Genomic DNA, 18,493 nt, shown 5'->3' with positions numbered 1-18,493 from the left:
CATAAGCCATATAATTCACCAAAGACGGCGCGTGTCTTGATTTGTTTCCTCACTACTCTATGCTTTGCTGGATCAAGGTCGCTCTAGATATGAATGTAAGGCGAGGCTTGGGGGGAGGAGTAGCGTGCTACGTGCTACGTGCTACTCCTTTTTTAATTTATTACGAAAGAAAACTTGGAGATCGGTTTTTCAGACTAATGCTCGAGCATTTATAAATTCAATATCTTACGCATATTTACATTGCAGTTTTTACATTTAAAAAGTAATCTATTTCAGTTGTTTGAATATGGATATTGTAAGTAATATGGAAAGTAGCAATGACCCTACACACCTCGATGAAAAAGATCACCAAGCAGAAAGTAATGGCCAAGATAAGCTCTCATCTAATCATGAGCTAGTTAAGCAATGGCGATTAAATCTGGAATCTATTAAGAATGATATTAGCTTTGAGCTCCCCTCAGAGCCTGATAATACGAATGAAAGTTTATTAGCTGCTCTTGAAGCGTTAGAGTATTTAGATAAGAAAAATACTCTACTAGACGAAAATGAAGATTTTCAGTTTACAGACGATGGATTTGAGGCTTATAAAGCCAAGTATCATGTTGCTTTTGAGTACTTGTCTGGACTAGAAAAATTTAATCCTAATAAATCACCTGCAAAATTCTACTTTTTCTCAAGAACTAAGCAACTTGAGCAACGGCTAAAAATGAGTAGCTGGATACATTCACTTTTTCACCTTTTAATGTTGTTAATTATTATTTTGACTTTGGGAGGAATTAGTCTTTTGATTTTACAAAAGACCCAGGGCAATTTGTTTGTAAAATTATTGCTGGGGTGGTTTTGGATTGAAAGTATTAAAAGCTCCGCACACTTAGTAAGTAAATACAAACAAGTCGCTAGTACTCCCTTTCGCTTTAGCGTTAGCTTGTTAGGCATTCACTCTGTAAATATTTTACTAAAAGTAATTACCTTATGGGTTATACCTTTTGTTTTTATCTTAAGTTACAACAAATATTGGATTGATGATTTTATAATTATTGGTTTATTTCTGTCTTGTGTTATTAACTTTAAACTCGATGATGAGCCGACTGAAGAGTTAAATAAACAGGCAATTACAAGAGTTGAGAGTGCAAATGTTTAAGTGGAGTATCTTTATTGCCCTTATGGCTTTTAGCACTACATGCTTAGCAAAAATAGATATTGACCTCGCCTGCAAAGAAAAGAAAGAACAGCAACATTCTCTACTAGAAAGACTATCAACATCGCTTACTGAAGCTCATTTAGCTGGACAATGTACTGGTTTTAAATCTGTACATAGGATTAATTTGAAAGAAGCTTGCTCTGAGTTTTTAGAGCAAAAAGCATCGCTATTAAGCTCTTTAAGTACCTCTTTAAAAGAAGCTAATCTGGCAGGTATGTGTGTTGGCGCTATTTATAAATTAGCCAAAGAGTGTAAAGCAGATACTTACAACATTGATTACACTGATATCGCTAGAGGAAGCATTACGGTAGAAATTGTTGAGCAGCGCCTCGGTTGCTACGGAAATACTTATGGCTGGTAAAAATACAAGTATTGCGGCTGTTGCTTGTCAGGCATTAGGAATTGACCGTAATTTGTTACCAGAGCGGTTAAGAAGTCGTTTAAATTATTACGTTAAAGATAAAAATCTCAATGCCAAACTACTGGATGAGGCCGATATAAAATCTGAGTCAGTCGACTATGTACCTAAGCCTATTAAAGCAGGTAATCACATATTTATACGAAACCTTGTAATTTTAGACACGCTTTTTGAAGATAAAAAGTTAGTCGTAAAGTGGTTAAACGGTGAAAAAGTCAATTCTGAAAATTTTGAGCAATTTGCTAAGGAATGGAAGGCTAAAAAATTACTCTTTCAAGCACTAGATAGGCGAATCGGAGATTTAAGGCTTTTTTTAATAAATAAAAATATAGATTGGTCACAAGATGAAATTCCATACCCATTTAGTGATGGTAAATATAGTTCAATGGAGTTGATTGCTAATTCTATAGAACTTGATAACCAATCGAGCCCATATGATTTAGCGCTAAAAGCTGTTATTGACGGAGAGTTTGGGGCTTTAGGTAAATTGATTTCTAATAATCCTGGTGCTTTTATCAGCGAACACGGTCAGTGGCTAGTAAATTTATACAACACTAAAAAAGCAGAGTACGAAGAATATAGTATGTTGCTCAATAAATATTAAAATATTTAATCTTTTTCTTTTTTGTGACTTTCACAGTTTGATACTTGCTCTTGAAGTCACCGCACAATGCGGTGACATTAGGAGATTCTAATGAAAAGATTTATAGTTTTTGAAGGGCTTGATGCCTGCGGAAAAACTACACTAAGTTCTTTATATGCAAAAGAAAAAAATGCTGTTGTTCATTCAGCTATAGTGGAAGAAGCGCTGGAGTTGAGAAAGATCATTGATTCTTTTGAGTCGAAAGAGAGTGCTTTTTTGTTTTTTTTACTTAATAACTTTCTGAGAAGTCATACTGTCTCCAGAGCAATAAAGTCACAGGATGTCGTAGTCGACAGGTATATTTTTTCAACTTTAGCGTATCAGACGATCATGCTTGGAGAAAAACTCGTTAAGAATATCTTTGATACACTTAATATCTCTCAAAACATTCTTCTTCCAGAAGTCATTATATTTGTTAAGGCTGATGCGGAAACAATAAATAGTAGGATAGGGGCTAGATGTGGCAGTATTCAGTGGTATGGAGATGCTATTACACAAAATAATTGTGTAGAAACAGCCTATAAAAAGATCTTTCAATGGTTTAATGTTCCAGTAGTCGAGATTGATACATCCGAAAAAAATGGTCGCTCGATTGAAGAAAACTACCAACTAATGAAAGCTCAAGTTGAGCGTGCCCTATCTAGTAGCCGCATCTAAAAATAGTTTATCAATTAAGGGGGAAGTGAGTACATGAATCATTTCCCTTTTGACAGCAATGCCATATTTTTTGGCAGCAAACAAGTAGAGTAGAAATTGTATTCCCAATCAACTATACGGCAATTAAGTTCTTCTGAACGGCTGTAAATGAATCGTGAAGCTTACCAGCCCAGACTTGATTAAACACTTATCACTTTTATCGTGACCTTTAATAGTGATTGAAGTTAGACCGCCCTCTTTCAAGTTAATCATCCACTAAATGTATCCTCATCCCACTCGGCAATAAGTAAAGCTGATATCGTTTCTCAATGCTCGATGGGTGTATTGTATTAACAACTTATCTAGCTAAATGGTCGCGTGACAATCATCATATTAATGATTGAAATGGTTTTGCAGGTTTAATTTTAAATAATTTGTTGTTTCCCTTTTTTGTGAATTTCACAGTTCGATACTTCCTCCTGAAGTCACCGCAGTCCGCGGTGATATTAGGAGTAAATTATGTATCATTTAATTCTTTTTTCATTACTCAGTGAAACCAATGAACTTTCATCAGCAGATGCGGCTGTGAAAACAGCGTTATTGAACCTTGTATTAGGAGGTTCATATGAATAAGACGATTGATGAGTTGGTAATAAATTATCACGTTACAGAAGTATGTAATTATTCATGCAAATTTTGCTATGCAAAGTGGGACCGCCCCAACGAATTACATGCAAATGATAATAGCGCAGAGTTAATGCTTGAAAAGTTAGCCTGTTACTTTTTTGATGTTAATAGCAAGCAAGTAAAAGCGGTTTTCCCTTATAAAACAGTGCGTATTAACTTTGCAGGTGGCGAGCCTTTAATACTCAAAAAGCGATTTGCACAATTGATTATGAAGGCAAAGTCACTTGGCTTTAATTTATCTTTAATTACTAATGGCCATTACCTAACAAACTCTTTCATAAACAATTATGGCGCTATGTTTTCAATGATCGGGATAAGTTTTGACAGCCAATATATGACTACACGTGAAGATATTGGTCGAATAGATCGCAAAGATAAGTCTTTTGGTACTCACGATTTAATTAAAGCTGTTAAACATCTTCGTAAAGTTAACCCATCCATCACAATAAAAATAAACACCGTTGTTAATAGCCTTAATTACCAAGAGTCATTCGAGCAGCTAATAGCAGAAATAAAACCTGAAAAATGGAAAGTTTTCCAAGTACTACCTGTATTAAATGACAACTTATTAATTTCTGATGAGCAGTTTACTGTTTTTGTAAACCGCCACGCTTCATTAAAAGAAGTCATGGTGGCAGAAGATAATGAAGCGATGACAACTTCTTATTTGATGATTAACCCTCAAGGGCGTTTTTATCAAAATAGTTCAACTCAAAATGGATATATTTATGGTGATTTAATATTAGATGTAGGGGTAGAGAAAGCATTAGAGGTCTGCCAGATAAACTGGGAGACGTTTGCTAGCCGATATAAAAAGGATAATACAATTAGCCTCATTAGTAATAGTGAGTATCAGCACAAGAATAAACAAAATAACATTGCCTTAAAACAGGGAGTATTAGCATGAGCTTTGTAAATAATGATGAGCAATTCGCAGCATTGTTCAAAGAGTCCATTGCGTCAGATTACAAAAATGCACTATTACTGGTGAATGTAAGCCCTGATGTTAGTTTGTTTAAATTTCGCAGGATACTTGAGAACTTATGTTTACTTTATGCTCAACGCCATAGTTATGAATTTAATAGTAAAAACTTATGGGAGCAAATAAACGAACTAGCAGAAATCAACGCAATTCACGGAGCTGATAGAGAGCTATTTCATGGTGTTAGGGAGTTAACAAATGATGGAGTACATAATAAGGAGTTAAGTAAAGAGATATTGGTTAGTAAGGCGTTAGTTTCAAGAACACAAGTTTTAAACTTGCTGGAGAGTGCTTACTTGAGCTTTGGGCTTGGTAAATGTATACCAAAATACGAGTTAATAAATGTGGGAGGCCAAGAACATAAAGATTTATGGTTTAACTGTTTAATGTCTTGTGACTATAAAGAGTATTTAAGCTTAGGTGATTTTTACGAAAAAATGGGCGAAGTTTTTGAAAGCGAAGACTTTGATGATAAATCTTTCACTGCGCGAGCACAGAGTATGTATGCTTTTGCAGCTGAGTCTTATAAAAGTGCTTTTCAACTTTGCTCAAAAAAAACGATAACCGATGTTATTAGCTCTGATGATAAACAAGTCAGTATTGCTCAGCAAAGCCATCAAATTCTATTTAAATATGCTCTTTTATGTCTCAATCATAAAGTAGATAACCTTCAAATTACTGAGATAACAATATTACTAAGCGCATTAGCAAAAAGGGGATTTTACGCTGCTTACGCTTATTTGGGGTGGTGTCATTACCTGAGTGAAGACTATAAAAAAGCACATAAATACCTTACCCATAAAAAAGCTGAAGACACAGTCTTTCTTTTTCAAAAGTTAGGTGTTTTATATTCTTCAGGCAAAGCTTGCCTTGTTAACGGTGATAAAGCTGTTGAGAGTTTTCAAACAGCAGCAATGCGAGGCTGTAATAAATCAATGTTTGAATTAGGTAAAATCTATTACAAAGGAGAGTTAGTTCCAAAAGATGACAAACTAGCTCAACAATATCTATGCCAAGCAATCGCTACTGGAAACTTTGATGCAGCTTTGTACCTTGATGAAAAGTACTTAAAAATAAGAGAGCTATTTTCTGGTTTACTAGATGAAATCAAAGGTGCCAAAGTAAAAATAGGGCCACAAAGGTCTTGTACTAAAACTCCTAAATTAGGGCGAAATGAACTTTGTTCGTGCGACTCTAATGCAAAGTATAAAAATTGCTGCGGAAAATAAATAATCGAGGTATGTCTCAAAAGGTTTACCTTAAATTAAAGCGAGGGACAGTGTCTCTCGTTTTTAGTTTTACCTTTTATTTTTGCTAATCCAGCATATTTTATATAGCATCACTAAATAGTATGAAACACTTTAAATCAAAGAGTTGTACGCAAAGCCTTGTTGGCTTGTAGTGTAGTATTTAGGGACGCGTTAAGTTATGGATAAAAGAAAGCTCATCGAAACAGATATCATATCTAAATTCATTATGCCTGCGGTTAAAAAAGTAGGTTGGAATGATATGACCAAATTCACCAAGAAGTGAAATTGCGAGACGTGAGGTCAATTTTCACTTTAAATAGCTATAGCTTTATATTACAAAAAAACTGAGCCAGACAGTTCTTTTCTTAAACTAATAAGTTTCAATAATTCTACTTTTGAAAATAATATTAATTAAAACTATGCAGGGATGCCATGAAACTAATTAACCCAAAATACCGTACTTTAAAACCAACGATTGAATATCTTGCTGATGAAGTCGTGCTCACTCAAGCTTGGAAAAAAACACATAATTACATTCGTGCATTTAACTGGTATGCAGATACATTGGAGTTAGATGTATCTGCCTTAAATATTGAGGACAATGTAAGCGAATGGAAAAGGCAGATTATTAGAAACAAGCTTAAACCTTTAGAGATGGTACCTGCTGCAAAAAGTGAAACATGGGTTATTGATCAAGATGGTTGGCATCCTAAAAGTATTGATAAACGAGAAGAAAACCCACCTATAAGGCCATTGGCTCACATGTCGATTAGAGATCAAACATGGGCTAGTGCTGCTATGTTGTGCCTGGCTGATGCGGTTGAATCAGAGCAAGGTAATTGCAGCGATAAAAATCAGAGTTTTGCACAAGCAAGAAGTAATAAGGTGTATAGCTACGGTAATAGACTGGTATGTGATTGGAAAAGCAAAGATCAAGCTTGGTTTCGTTGGGGAAATAGCGATACATACAGAAAGTTTTTTACTGATTATCAAAACTTCTTAAAAAGACCAATGGAGTTAGGAAGAAGTGTTTTAAATCAAGCCTCTTCTTCGGAGGAGGTTTACGTTGTTAATTTGGATTTATCAAAGTTCTACAACACAATTTGTAGAGATTTATTAATAGTTAGATTAAAAAGAATATCTAAAAAATTTGGTAACCCAGAGTGCACAAGATTTTGGGAAGCGTTTAACCGTATTTCAGATTGGAAGTGGGAAAAGCACGATTTAAAACTAGCTGCCGATTTAAAGCTAGGCAATGTTGAGCAAGGTTTACCGCAGGGGTTGGTATCTGCCGGTTTTTTTGCCAATGCATTTTTAATCGAATTTGATGAAAAGGTAGGTGAATTAATCGGTAGGAAACTAAGCCCTCAAAGCTCGATTTTTGTCCATGATTATTGTCGCTATGTGGATGATTTACGTTTAGTTATAAGTGCAAAAAATCTATCTGTAGGCTCTATAAGGCGTGCTTTAAATAGAAATATAAATAATCTTTTGAAAAAGCATGGTGGCGCTGATCTTAAACTGAATAATGATAAAACAAAGGTGACTCTTTTTTCAGATTTAGACGATAGTGGCAGTATGTCGAATCGGATTGAAATGGCTCAAGGAGAGCTCAGTGGACCAGCTGATCGTGATGTTTTAGATTCAGTTTCAGGTCTTTTAGAGAGCTTTTTAGATATTGAAGATATAGATTTACCTCCTTTAAAAAGTTCTCACAATGACTCTGCGTTGTTACAAATTGCTAATTACGATCATGATATTCGACCAGATACATTAAAGCGATTTGCAGCAAATAGGTTAGAAAGCATTGTAAGAAATAAACGCAGAATCAGTAACGCTGGTAGTGGAGAAGAACTGTTAGCTAAAAAGTTGATTACAGCTTGGATGAAAGATCCTTCGCTTGCATTAGTGTTGAGAAAGGCAATGGAAATTCACCCAGAAGCTGATTTATTTGAGCCAGTAGTTGAGGCTATTTTTTCTCGTAGTAGTTATGCGAATAGCGCAAAAATAAATGACACTATTACAGCGCAAATGATGGATTATTTGCTAGCAGACATATTTAGATGTGGACTTGATTTTATATTGACATTTCAGAAGTCAATCTACCCAAGTTCAATTAAACCAAACTCTGTGATTGATTTGATTGCTAACTATGCATTAGCAGTTATTGCAAGCGCTAATAAAAGTTCTAAATTTGTTGAAAGACAAGCATTAATGTTACTTGCAGCTACTAATAAACCAGTTATCAAAGAAAAGTCGAATTCGACTCTCCAGAATGAGTTGCACATTATTTTAGCTGGCGCTCAATCAAAGTTTAAGTATGAACACTGCGCTTTATATGAAATCTCAGCACAAATGACGGGAAAGTTTGATATTTATGCTGCTTCTCTGATTAAGTCAATGTGTGATTTTGACGATGTAAATAAAGCCAAGGCGTTGGACGTTTTCGCAAAGAGAGGCGGCCTCTTTTGGAATGCGATATGGAAACAGCTTAAAAAAAGAAAAACTCTTCATGCGCTTACTAAGAAATTTGATTGGGCAGCCCCTCAATCAAGTGCTCAGCCTAGAGCTAAAAAGCAGCTTTTATCCAAGGTTATTCATTCTGACTCAAATGGGTTTGAGTTTGAGCATGCGTTAATAAAGTTAGCATTAAGTTTATTAAAAGCAACTCAACAAAAGAGCTTTGGAAATACACCTATACTGGGTGCCACACCGGCTGAAATAGAAATTAAATTGGATGCGGTTACAAGATGGTCTGAGTTGTGGAGACCGTCAGTTAAGGTTGCTGAATCTAAGCGAAAAGGGAGTGTATCATTTAAGGACCCTCGATATGAGTTTCCAGAATGGATTGAGAAAAGCAGCGAAAGTAAAAAAGTCATTTATTGGATAGGTATTATATTAAGGGCCTCTGTAATTGGTAGTGCAGACTTTACAACTAACCGCTGGAAGCAAGGTGATATCGTCGCTTATAAAGGTGTGAAAACAAGTTGGTTCAAAAGGCGCATGGGCATGATGCATTCGCCTGAGACTTTAACTGGGGAATATTCTAAAGTAACAGACTGGTTTTCAGACTTATTAATTCGTTGCCTACAATGGCCAGGCTTCGAATCAACATTTGTGAGTGATTTAGATGTACGCTCTATAGAGTGCTTAGAAACATTTGAATTTTGCCTAAAAAAAAGGTTGAGTTATTTAAATAGTCTTATTTGTAACTCTTCTTCTTTACCCGCATTACCAACGAGAGTTGCAAGACCTAGCAAACGTAACTACCTAAGGGTTGCAACAGTTCAGCAGCTTTTGCCTATGTCGTCGGACTTTAGTGTTTCCGATCCTGAACTTAATAATCCAGTCTATAGGACTAAGCACCGTGAGCACTTATCTTCGGTTTGTAAACTAACGTTAAAAACTTTAGAAAGTAAAGCACAAGCTCAAGGTGAAAAAACTAAACCGTTTGCTGACTTAATTGTTTTTGCAGAAGTAGCTGTACATATTGATGATCAAGATCTCATTAAACGACTTGCTGATACAACTGGTGCTATTATTTTTGCCGGATTGGTATTTACTAATCATGAAGGAAAGTTAGTCAATGTAGCTAGGTGGTTTATACCTGATTATAGAGAAAGTGGAAGGCAATGGGTGATCAGAGATCAAGGTAAAGAAAACATGACTCAGGATGAGCTTGCTCTTGGGATTATTGGTTATAGGCCTTGTCAGCACATTTTAGAATTACATGGGTATGATGAAGGGCCTTTCAGAATTAGTGGGGCTATTTGTTATGACGCGACAGATATAAAGCTAGCCGCGGATTTAAGAAATACTACAGATTTATTTGTAGTGGTTGCTCATAACCAAGATGTAAACACCTTCGATAATATGGCTGCTGCTCTTCAATATCATATGTATCAACATATAGTTATTTCTAATATTGGTGAGTTTGGAGGATCAACGATACAAGCACCTTATAAAGAACGTTATGATCGTTTAATCTCTCATGCTCATGGAAGCAAACAAATATCAATTAGTACTGCTGACATTGATTTAGCAGCTTTCACAAGAAAAATAAAAAAATATAGAGCCGTTAAAACTAAACCAGCAGGAGTAAACAGATGACATGTTTTGAAACAGGTTTTGCCGTTTTATTAAATATTGAAACTTGGAAAAATTGGGTTCCAATTACTAGTTTATTTGTGGCAATAGGGGCTTTGATTATTGCTTTCTGGCAAGTTCAGGTAGGGCGTAATACTTCGGCTTCAGCACAAGCACATGGAATTTATCAGCAGTATTTAGCATTATGTATCGCTCACCCTGAATTAGCGAGTGGTGAGTATGTCGCTAAATCAAAAAATGATCCAGAATACGCGAAATATTTGTGGTTCTTCTCAAGTATGTTATTTGCTTTTGAACAAGTATTAGAAGCCAAACCAAATGATGAAAAGTGGATTGCCGTAATTAAATCACAGCTCGAGAAGCATAAAACTCACTTAGTAAAATCAAGTACAGCGGCTAGCAATCATTGGCATGAAAATTTAGAGGAAATTATACGAGAAATGAAAATTTAAAAATAAAACTACTTGGTGGGGGATATATTTTCCTTTTAATGTTTTTTAAACTTAGAGAAGAAGTACAGTTTTTTAATATTTCATAAGTATAAATTAAAAATTCAATTACCTTAGATAATAAAGTCAAGTTTATATAATGGTATTGTGAGACAAGGAGAACTTGAACATGCGAAACTATTTTTATGCCTATCATGGTCCTAAAAATAAAGACAATTTTGATTTTAAAAAAGGCTATGGTGTTTCTGGCGAAAAAACTTTAAAAAAAGTAAAGGTAGGTGATTTTGTATTCATTATTCAAAATTTAAATAAGAGTTTTTATGAGCTTTGTGGTTTGTATGAAATAGTAAAAATACAAGATACTAAAGTGGGTAAGCTTCGTTATAGAGTTGAACTAAGAGATCTATCAAATTTAGATAATTTAATTCAATTAGATGAACAGGAGTTAAGTAAATTACTACCAAAGGCAACGGGTGATAAACGTAGAAGTAATTTTCAAAGGCACTTCTGCAAGCAAAATTACTCTTTTCAACGTCCTCTTGATAATGAAGTCATTTCAATACTAAAAAGCTTACTTCCCAAAAAAAATCAGTTGCAAGAGCATTTAGATGACTTTGATGAGCAAGTGAAGGAAGCGCTTAACTCTAGTAAAGAAGCTAGAGAAGAGCGGTTGAGAAAGTCCTCAAAAAAACCTGAAAAGTTAACAGTCACTACGACTTTTTTTAAAAGAAACCCTGATGTTGTAGCTGAAGCTTTAATTAGAGCAAATGGTGTGTGTCAAGGTTGCAATCAACCTGCACCTTTCATTAGACGAAAAGATGGTACTCCTTACTTAGAGGTTCATCATAAAATTAAACTTGCAAATGGAGGAGACGATACAGTTGAAAATACGATTGCTTTATGCCCAAATTGTCATAGGGAAGAACATTTCGGATGATATTAATTGTATATAGGGATTAAACTAATGTCATCTTGGCGACAAAATTTGCTTTTAAGTTTGATTCCTTTCACACCGCAAAGAATAACAATTATCAAATTGAAAGTTAAGCTATCTAACCAAGGAATTGACCTCTCTACACGCATGTTGCAACGCGATCTTCAGTCTTTATACGATCAAGGCTGTTTTGGCCTTGAAAAAGATACGCGAACAAAACCTTATGCATGGTCTATTAGTAAAGAGTGGCGAGGAAACTCCCCGATACTCAGTACTGAGCTTGCTCAGCATTACTTACTGCTTGAGCAGCTTCTGCCACAGAATATTCCTATAGATATTAAACAAGCAATTCATGCTAAAGCTGATATTGCGTTACAGCGACTAAATGGCATAAAACCTGAGTGGTTAAACCTAAAAAGTAATAGAACGATTAAGGTGAATGTCGACAGCAAGGTTGTTGAACAAATTGAGCATGCAATAAAACATAATCGTTTAGTTAGTGCTGAGATCTATCGCGTTTTATATGATCAGGCACACTGGTTAGCTTTTCCTGAACTTAGCATCTATGGTCTTGAAGAAGACAACGGAATTCTCATGGCGCAGTTTATGGTAGGGACGCTGCATGACAAGTGCTATCAGATGCCGGTTTATCGTATTCGTAATGTGAAGGTACTACAAAAAATACGACGTGAACCAAATTTAGAGCAGTTAAGCTCATTAAGATCTGCGATTAATAAAGGAAAGCGTCAAGAGAGTATTAACTTGATTATCAAAGTGCCGTCTCAGTCTTCATTGAATCAAGGGTTTGTGCAATTTGGTGAGTTAATAGAGCAGAAAAGATTAGATGCTAAAACATCACTGCTTACATTCAATGCTCAGGACACAGAGCAATTAACAAATGAATTGTTTAGAGCATCACATTGGCTCGAGGTAATAGAGCCTCAAGCTGTACGCAGCAGAATCATTAAAAAACTAAATGAGGCTTCAAACACTTATAACTTGTGACTTTTAGTTGCGTCAAAAATTGACGCACCTTGTTGTTATGCTCTTTAAAAAAATGAGGAGCAATGATGTTTGAGTTAGTTGAGAATTTAGATGGCTTGTCTATTGGCGTTTTTGGTATTGGTGGCTGCGGTTGTAATACCGTCAATACTATTTTTAATGAGGTTCAAAACCCGCAAACTAAGTTTTACTGCGTAAATACTGATAAGGTTGTATTAGAGCACTCTCAAAGTGATGACTTTGTGTTGATAGGTGCTGAGCTTACAAACGGCTATGGCGCTGGCGCGGACCCAGCAATAGGGTTACTCGCCGCACAAGAAAGTGAAGAGCAATTATTAACGCTTATCGAAAGCTGCGATATTCTCTTATGCGCAACTGGCTTAGGAGGTGGCACTGGTACAGGAGCTAGTCCGTACATAGCTAAGTTAGCCAAAGATCTAAATAAGCCCGTAATCTGTATTGCTACTTTACCCTTTACCAGTGAGGGGGATTTTAGGCGAAAAGTAGCTGAGCAAGGGCTTGATGAATTAAAGCAGTTCGCTAATGCTGTTGTCACTTTACCAAATGATCAACTTATTGAGGTGCTTGGCAATGACATTGGCTTATTTGATGCCTTTAAGCACAGTAATCAAATTTTACATTCTTTAATTACCTCACTCATCGATATGCTGTGTTATCAGGGATTAATTAACGTAGATCTGCGTGACTTTCAAAGAGTAATGGACGCCCAAGGCGATGCTGTATTGGGGGTTGGAAAGTGTGCAGATGAAAGCGATTTACAAATGGCTCTTACGCAAGCCCTGAGTAACCCTCTGGTTAGCAGTGTTGATATGAGCACAAGTACAGGTGTTATTGTACAAATCAATTGTGTTGATGAGATCTCATTAGGCAGTTACAACACCATAATGGATACTGTACGTCATCAAGTTAGCCCTAACGCGGTGGTTATTTGTGGTGCCTCTAAAATTACGAGTTTGGCGAATAACTTTGAAATACTCATCATAGCCACTGGTGCAAAAAGTCAGTTAATTCATGCCAAAAACATAGATGAAACAATACCTAAAGTAGAGCAAACAACAAAAGCTAAAGCTGTTGTATCTAGTCAAAGTGATATTTTTGATATACCGGCTTTTATACGCAGTCAATCACCAGCCCCCTCTGGTAAGTAGTTTCATAGGTGTGCCACCAATTTAGCTCTGCGTATCTTTACTCAGTTATTTGGTAGTATTTTATTTGTTCTAAATACTACCAAAGCAATTGTAATGAGGATCAGTAAAAAACCTGACATTTGTATCTAGTAAAGAAAAATTAGCTTTTATCTCTTTAACTATATGCTTTTTAAACAAGCTTTTGTCTAAATAAACGTAAGAGGTATTTTGCTCAGCATTAAAAACAACTCTACCTCTGGGAAAGTTGTGGTAGTCAGTGTTGTCTAGCATTAAACCAAACAATTGATAAATATTATTATCTTCCCACTCAACTTGGTGTTGCAGCGTGCTATCAATAAATCCAAGTTGATCTGGCTTTAAGTCGATAGCACTTTGAGCTTTAAAGACTAATGTGTTTTCAGCAAACCAAAAGATGCCAACGTTGCTATTCATGAAGGACTCCTAAATTTATTTTTCCCGACATTACTCGGTTTAGTCCAATTTAGAACCCTTTTCATTGCCTCTTTCTACGAGAAAATTCTACTTTTTATATGGCGCTTGTTATCGCCACTGGTATGAGTAAGCAAATTCTAGATGTTATAAAACCTCTCACTTATCTCATCACATAACTTAGTTAGATAGATAGTCTCAGTGCATTAGTCCTGTAATATCGGATTAGAGAATCTTAACTACTATTAAACTTGATCTAGATCAAAGAAACTTCATTCGCAGCAATCTATATTACTCGGCTGCAATTTTCGCTGCTTTTTGAAATCTAGATTAGCTTTTAAAGGCAATACTCCATCAGCGTGCTTAAAGGTTTGTCATGGCATTACTCATCAATAACAAATGTATTAACTGTGATATGTGTGATCCTGAGTGTCCGAATGAGGCTATCTATATGGGCGCGAAGATATATCAAATCGACCCTAACAAATGCACCGAGTGTGTTGGGCATTACGATAACCCTACTTGCGTGAGTGTGTGTCCTATCGATTGTATTAAGCCAGATCCAAATCATCGCGAAACGTTAGATGAACTGGCAGAGAAATACGTTAAATTGACCTCTCAAGCTTCTTAGTTAAATCACTTTTCTTAATTCTTTTTACTTATTTTAAAGTGGCGCCCCGTGTTAATTGTTCTACAATTTTATGAACAACAACACGTTAATAAGAAATCAGGGCGTTTTATGTGGTTTAGCAAATCATTACAGGCTGAAATTGATGCGTTAAAGGCGGAACTTTATCCGTTAAAAGATCTTACTTCAGGCATTGATGAAGAGATGCTGGTGCTTAGACTACGTGCTGATGGCACAATGGCCTATATTAACCAGAACTTCTTAGATGAATTAGGTTACTCGCAAAGCCAGCTAATTGACTCGCCCTTTCAGGATATTATTACTGAACAATGTCAAAATACTGACCAGTTTAAAGATTTAAAAAACGCCATTGAAAATCAACAGCATGGAGTTGGGCACTTACAAATAACCCGTTATGACGGCAAACTTGAGTGGCTGCGATTAATTGCTCATCCTGTTCACACAGAGCAAGGGGAGCTTAATTACTTTGCTATTTACGGCACTGTACTTACTGATGCAATTTCTACCTCTCGTGAACAGCGCGACACTATTAATGCTATTTATCGTTCTATGGCGGTTATAGAGTTTGACCTTGAAGGCAAGGTTATTAACGCAAATGAACCGTTTTTAGAGAGTATGGGTTATAAAAAAGAAGAGATTGTCGGTAAGCATCATCGCATGTTTTGTGAGCCAGAACTTACAGAATCTGCTGAGTACGAAAAGTTTTGGCAGCGTTTAAGGCGCGGTGAGTTTGTTGTTGATCGCTTTAAACGTGTTGATCGTCATGGCAATGAAGTTTGGCTTGAAGCTTCATATAACCCAATTTCTAATGATTTCGGTGAGCTTTATAAAGTAATGAAGTTTGCAACCGTGATCACTGAGCAAGTTAATCGTGAGAATGCAATCTCCCAAGCTGCCGAAATTGCATATGGCACATCAACAGAAACTGATAAACTGGCTCAACAAGGGGCTGAGGTGTTACAAAACACCATGACGGTGATGAATGAATTAGCTCAGCAGATGGAACAAGCCGCACAAGAAATTTCTGCGCTTGATAAACAGTCACAACAAATTGCTGCTATTGTGCAAAGTATTAGTAGTATTGCAGAGCAAACAAATTTGCTGGCACTCAATGCCGCGATCGAAGCTGCCCGAGCGGGTGAGCAAGGTAGAGGCTTTGCTGTGGTTGCTGACGAAGTTCGACAGCTTGCATCGAGAACTTCAAAAGCCACAGAAGAAATTGTTGAAGTAGTTAACGATAATCAGTCTCTTACACAAAATACAGTTAAGGTTATAGAGCAAGGAAAGGTAAAAGCCGAGCAAGGTGTTTCATTATCAAATGAGTCAGGTCAAATGATGGAGGATATACAACGTGGCGCTCAACAAGTTGTAGATGCGGTTGGACAATTCGCTAACCAACTTAACCACTGACAAAAAGCCTACACAGCTAGGCTTTTTTAATGCTATTTAATTAAATCATTTCTTATTTTCCCTCAAGAAACTTCCTATTGTCTTGAAAGTTGATATTTACCCAACTTTTTTACGCTAAAATCATCGAACGGTACAGATTAAGTAGTCCTTATCAAGCTACTCTGTGATGATTTAAGTATTTAAGGTGGGATGCTTTATGTTTTTTACCCAGCCATTGAAAAAAAGGATAGCTCAGTTAGAGGATGAATTGTTTAGTGTATCTCAAGTCATAGATACATTAGATAATAGAATGTTTACACTGGAATTAGATAAGGAAGGTCGTATAACATTTGCTAATACACAAGTATTAGCTGAACTTGGTTATACAGAAATACAGCTAATAGGAAAACCTATTCTTGATTTGGTGCCTAATAATGCCAAAACCACAAGGCATTACCTTCATTTAAAACGAGCTATTTTAGACAAATCAGCCTGGGTTGGGGCCGTACAGCTTTTAAATTTACAGGATCAACAAGTTTGGTTAAGAGCATTTTTCCATCCGATTGTGAGCAAGCAACGAGGCTTTGAAAAGTTTTCACTTCACGCCAGTGTACTAACTCGCACAATTGAAACATCGCGAGAAAATAAAGACTTAGTTCAAGCGATAAATCGCTCTATGGCGGTCATTGAGTTTGATTTAGATGGCTATGTTTTAAAAGTGAATGATCAATTTTTAGCTGGTGTTGGTTATACGAAGAACGAAGTTATCGGTAAGCATCACCGCATGTTTTGTGAACCAGCTGAAGCTAATTCAACAGATTATGCCGAGTTTTGGCTTAAATTAAAAAAAGGCCTCTTTATTTCGACACGATTTAAACGTGTAGATAAATTAGGAAAACCAGTTTGGTTAGAAGCGACCTATAACCCTGTTTTTAATGAGCAAGGCGTGCTCTATAAAGTCGTTAAGTTTGCTACTGTGCTCAGTAAGCAAGTAAATCGAGAATTAGCTGAGCTTCAAACGGTTGATAATGCTTACAATATATCAGCTGAAAACGATAATGCAGCGCAGCAAGATGCTACAGGTTTAGATGAAATGGTCCGCGTGATGAATGATTTAGCAAGACAAATAAAACAAGCAGCAGCTGAAATGACTGAGCTCGATAAGCAATCTCAACAAATGACTGCCATTGTACGAAGTATTAGTAGTATTGCAGATCAAACAAACGGACTAGCACTTAATGCTGCAGTTGAAGCGGCTCGTGCGGCGGCACGAGGTCGCAGTTTAGCTGTTGGTCAGTTTTCACAAAAGATAAAGTGAATTTATCTATGCTTATACTGTGTTTTGCAATAACCACGAGATATATCAGGGTGGCGTAATTTTAAGTGTTTGGTTTGTCGGCCCGCCGCGCGTTTTCGCCAAAGTTTAAAACTAGAGCTTGTTAACTGCTCACGCATTAATGCGATTACGCTTTTTTCATTTAAGCCAAATTGCTGGTTGATTGCTTCAAACGGGGTTCTGTCTTCCCATGCCATTTCGATGATACGAGATATTTCATGTTCTAGGTGCTGCATTACGACTCCTTTTTGTTGCTTATACGTACCTGCAGCAGATTTAGATTATAAGATATCCTGTTGCCAGTGCTCTGCTAAAAAGTCGATGAACGCTCTCACCACATTTTGTTGGAAGTTACGCGACAAATACACCGCCCATAAGTGAGAGCCCGTAGTTGTATGCTCTGGCAGTACTTTAACAAGCTCACCTGATGTCAAATAGTCATTGGCGAGATCGCAAGGCAGATGAGCAACCCCCATTCCTTGTTTGGCAGCTTTTAGAAGTACGCCCACATCGTTGGCAACTATGTTGCCCTTAACAGTCACTTTTTGTGTGTTGTCGTCGCGTTGAAATTGCCAAACATTCTGTTTGTTATGAATAAGGCAATTGTGTGCTGTTAAGTCACTTGGCTCATTAATCGTTTGATTTGCTAATAAATAATCGTTAGATGCACACACTGCGGTTGCGATATACATTAGCTTGCGTGCAATGAGGCCTTCATCGGGCTGGTGGATGTAACGCAAGGCTATATCAACGCGGTCATCAACAAGCTGCGATAAACTATCCGAAAGTAAAAGTTCAAATCGAGTCTGTGGATGGCGTTTGGTGAACTCTTCAATGGCATCAAACAGCTTATGTTGTCCAAGCCCAATGGGTGAGGCAACTCTAATGGTACCTACCAATTCGTTGTTATGGCTGTGTGCTCGGCTTTGTAAATCAGACACTTGGTTCAATATTTGCTGGCAATAGCTAAGGGCTTCTTCGCCTTGAAGGGTTAAACTCACTTTGCGTGTTGTGCGATGAAATAACCTTAAATTTAGCCATTTTTCAATATCTTGAATATGCCTAGAAACTTGTAATCGGCTTAAACCTAAATGCTCAGCAGCTTGAGTAAAGCTGCCTGTACGGGCAACTTCGACAAAGCTAGTAATAGAATTGAGTTTATCCATTGGTATCTTAATATGAAACAATGTGTGTCTATATAGTGTATTTATC

Annotated in this window: 17 protein-coding genes and 1 pseudogene; 15 read left to right on the top strand and 3 right to left on the bottom strand. The window is 36.6% G+C overall.

What is annotated here, in order from left to right; all coding sequences use genetic code 11:
- The first annotated feature begins 286 nt into the window (after positions 1–286).
- The 11 genes from EVU92_RS19695 to EVU92_RS19645 all read left to right on the top strand — a co-directional run bounded on the left by EVU92_RS19695 (position 287) and on the right by EVU92_RS19645 (position 13,478).
- Positions 287–1,141: a hypothetical protein gene (locus EVU92_RS19695; RefSeq protein WP_130052843.1), complete on the top strand. Its 855-nt coding sequence runs from the start codon at positions 287–289 to the stop codon at positions 1,139–1,141.
- A complete protein-coding gene (locus EVU92_RS19690) occupies positions 1,134–1,562 on the top strand; it encodes a hypothetical protein (RefSeq protein ID WP_130052842.1) in 429 nt (142 codons plus the stop codon). The genes EVU92_RS19695 and EVU92_RS19690 overlap by 8 nt, the downstream gene beginning before the upstream one ends.
- Positions 1,552–2,223 (top strand): hypothetical protein, encoded by a 672-nt coding sequence (locus EVU92_RS19685; protein WP_058584556.1) that lies wholly within the window; start codon positions 1,552–1,554, stop codon positions 2,221–2,223. Before EVU92_RS19690 ends, EVU92_RS19685 begins: the two co-directional genes overlap by 11 nt.
- A gap of 90 nt (positions 2,224–2,313) precedes the next feature.
- Positions 2,314–2,919, top strand: coding sequence for a deoxynucleoside kinase (locus tag EVU92_RS19680; RefSeq protein ID WP_130052841.1), 606 nt, complete (start codon positions 2,314–2,316; stop codon positions 2,917–2,919).
- Between the two features lie 604 nt (positions 2,920–3,523).
- Complete coding sequence (locus EVU92_RS19675) at positions 3,524–4,492, top strand: viperin family antiviral radical SAM protein (protein WP_130052840.1); 969 nt, start codon at positions 3,524–3,526, stop codon at positions 4,490–4,492.
- Entirely contained in the window at positions 4,489–5,796 is a 1,308-nt protein-coding gene (locus EVU92_RS19670; RefSeq protein ID WP_130053037.1) for a DUF4145 domain-containing protein, read from the top strand. The genes EVU92_RS19675 and EVU92_RS19670 overlap by 4 nt, the downstream gene beginning before the upstream one ends.
- A 453-nt stretch (positions 5,797–6,249) precedes the next feature.
- A complete protein-coding gene (locus EVU92_RS19665) occupies positions 6,250–9,927 on the top strand; it encodes a reverse transcriptase domain-containing protein (protein ID WP_130052839.1) in 3,678 nt (1,225 codons plus the stop codon).
- A complete protein-coding gene (locus EVU92_RS19660; RefSeq protein WP_130052838.1) occupies positions 9,924–10,376 on the top strand; it encodes a hypothetical protein in 453 nt (150 codons plus the stop codon). Before EVU92_RS19665 ends, EVU92_RS19660 begins: the two co-directional genes overlap by 4 nt.
- A 166-nt stretch (positions 10,377–10,542) precedes the next feature.
- The gene (locus tag EVU92_RS19655) at positions 10,543–11,310 is read left to right on the top strand and encodes an HNH endonuclease signature motif containing protein (protein ID WP_130052837.1); all 768 of its coding nucleotides are present in this window, start codon (positions 10,543–10,545) and stop codon (positions 11,308–11,310) included.
- A gap of 27 nt (positions 11,311–11,337) precedes the next feature.
- Positions 11,338–12,312 (top strand): WYL domain-containing protein, encoded by a 975-nt coding sequence (locus tag EVU92_RS19650; protein WP_239977578.1) that lies wholly within the window; start codon positions 11,338–11,340, stop codon positions 12,310–12,312.
- Between the two features lie 62 nt (positions 12,313–12,374).
- A complete protein-coding gene (locus EVU92_RS19645) occupies positions 12,375–13,478 on the top strand; it encodes a cell division FtsZ family protein (RefSeq protein ID WP_239977577.1) in 1,104 nt (367 codons plus the stop codon).
- A gap of 69 nt (positions 13,479–13,547) precedes the next feature.
- On the opposite strand, the gene EVU92_RS19640 is transcribed toward EVU92_RS19645, so the two are convergent.
- Complete coding sequence (locus EVU92_RS19640; RefSeq protein ID WP_130052836.1) at positions 13,548–13,910, bottom strand: hypothetical protein; 363 nt, start codon at positions 13,908–13,910, stop codon at positions 13,548–13,550.
- Positions 13,911–14,283: 373 nt separating this feature from the next.
- Here EVU92_RS19640 and EVU92_RS19635 point away from each other — a divergent pair, with 373 nt between their 5' ends.
- The 4 genes and pseudogenes from EVU92_RS19635 to EVU92_RS19625 all read left to right on the top strand — a co-directional run bounded on the left by EVU92_RS19635 (position 14,284) and on the right by EVU92_RS19625 (position 17,263).
- On the top strand, positions 14,284–14,538 hold the full coding sequence (locus EVU92_RS19635; RefSeq protein WP_054562570.1) for a YfhL family 4Fe-4S dicluster ferredoxin: 255 nt from the start codon (positions 14,284–14,286) through the stop codon (positions 14,536–14,538).
- A gap of 108 nt (positions 14,539–14,646) precedes the next feature.
- Positions 14,647–15,426 (top strand): annotated as a pseudogene (locus tag EVU92_RS21810) (PAS domain-containing protein); the annotation flags it as partial.
- Positions 15,406–15,966 carry a methyl-accepting chemotaxis protein gene (locus EVU92_RS21805; protein WP_256854168.1) on the top strand — a complete coding sequence of 187 codons (561 nt, stop codon included), beginning with the start codon at positions 15,406–15,408 and terminating at the stop codon, positions 15,964–15,966. The pseudogene EVU92_RS21810 and the gene EVU92_RS21805, both read left to right, overlap by 21 nt.
- A gap of 289 nt (positions 15,967–16,255) precedes the next feature.
- Positions 16,256–17,263, top strand: a complete 1,008-nt coding sequence (locus tag EVU92_RS19625; protein WP_168990045.1) for a PAS domain-containing methyl-accepting chemotaxis protein — start codon at positions 16,256–16,258, stop codon at positions 17,261–17,263.
- A 2-nt stretch (positions 17,264–17,265) separates the two neighbouring features.
- Here EVU92_RS19625 and EVU92_RS19620 read toward each other — a convergent pair whose 3' ends face one another.
- The gene (locus tag EVU92_RS19620; RefSeq protein WP_130052834.1) at positions 17,266–17,517 is read right to left on the bottom strand and encodes a TIGR03643 family protein; all 252 of its coding nucleotides are present in this window, start codon (positions 17,515–17,517) and stop codon (positions 17,266–17,268) included.
- A gap of 45 nt (positions 17,518–17,562) precedes the next feature.
- Complete coding sequence (locus EVU92_RS19615) at positions 17,563–18,447, bottom strand: LysR family transcriptional regulator (protein ID WP_130052833.1); 885 nt, start codon at positions 18,445–18,447, stop codon at positions 17,563–17,565.
- Between the last annotated feature and the right edge of the window lie 46 nt (positions 18,448–18,493).

It is taken from the genome of Pseudoalteromonas sp. MEBiC 03485, assembly GCF_004195145.1.
GTDB lineage: Bacteria > Pseudomonadota > Gammaproteobacteria > Enterobacterales > Alteromonadaceae > Pseudoalteromonas > Pseudoalteromonas apostichopi.
The sequence above is the reverse complement of the archived record's forward strand: the minus strand, read 5'-3'. Positions and strand labels throughout refer to the sequence as shown.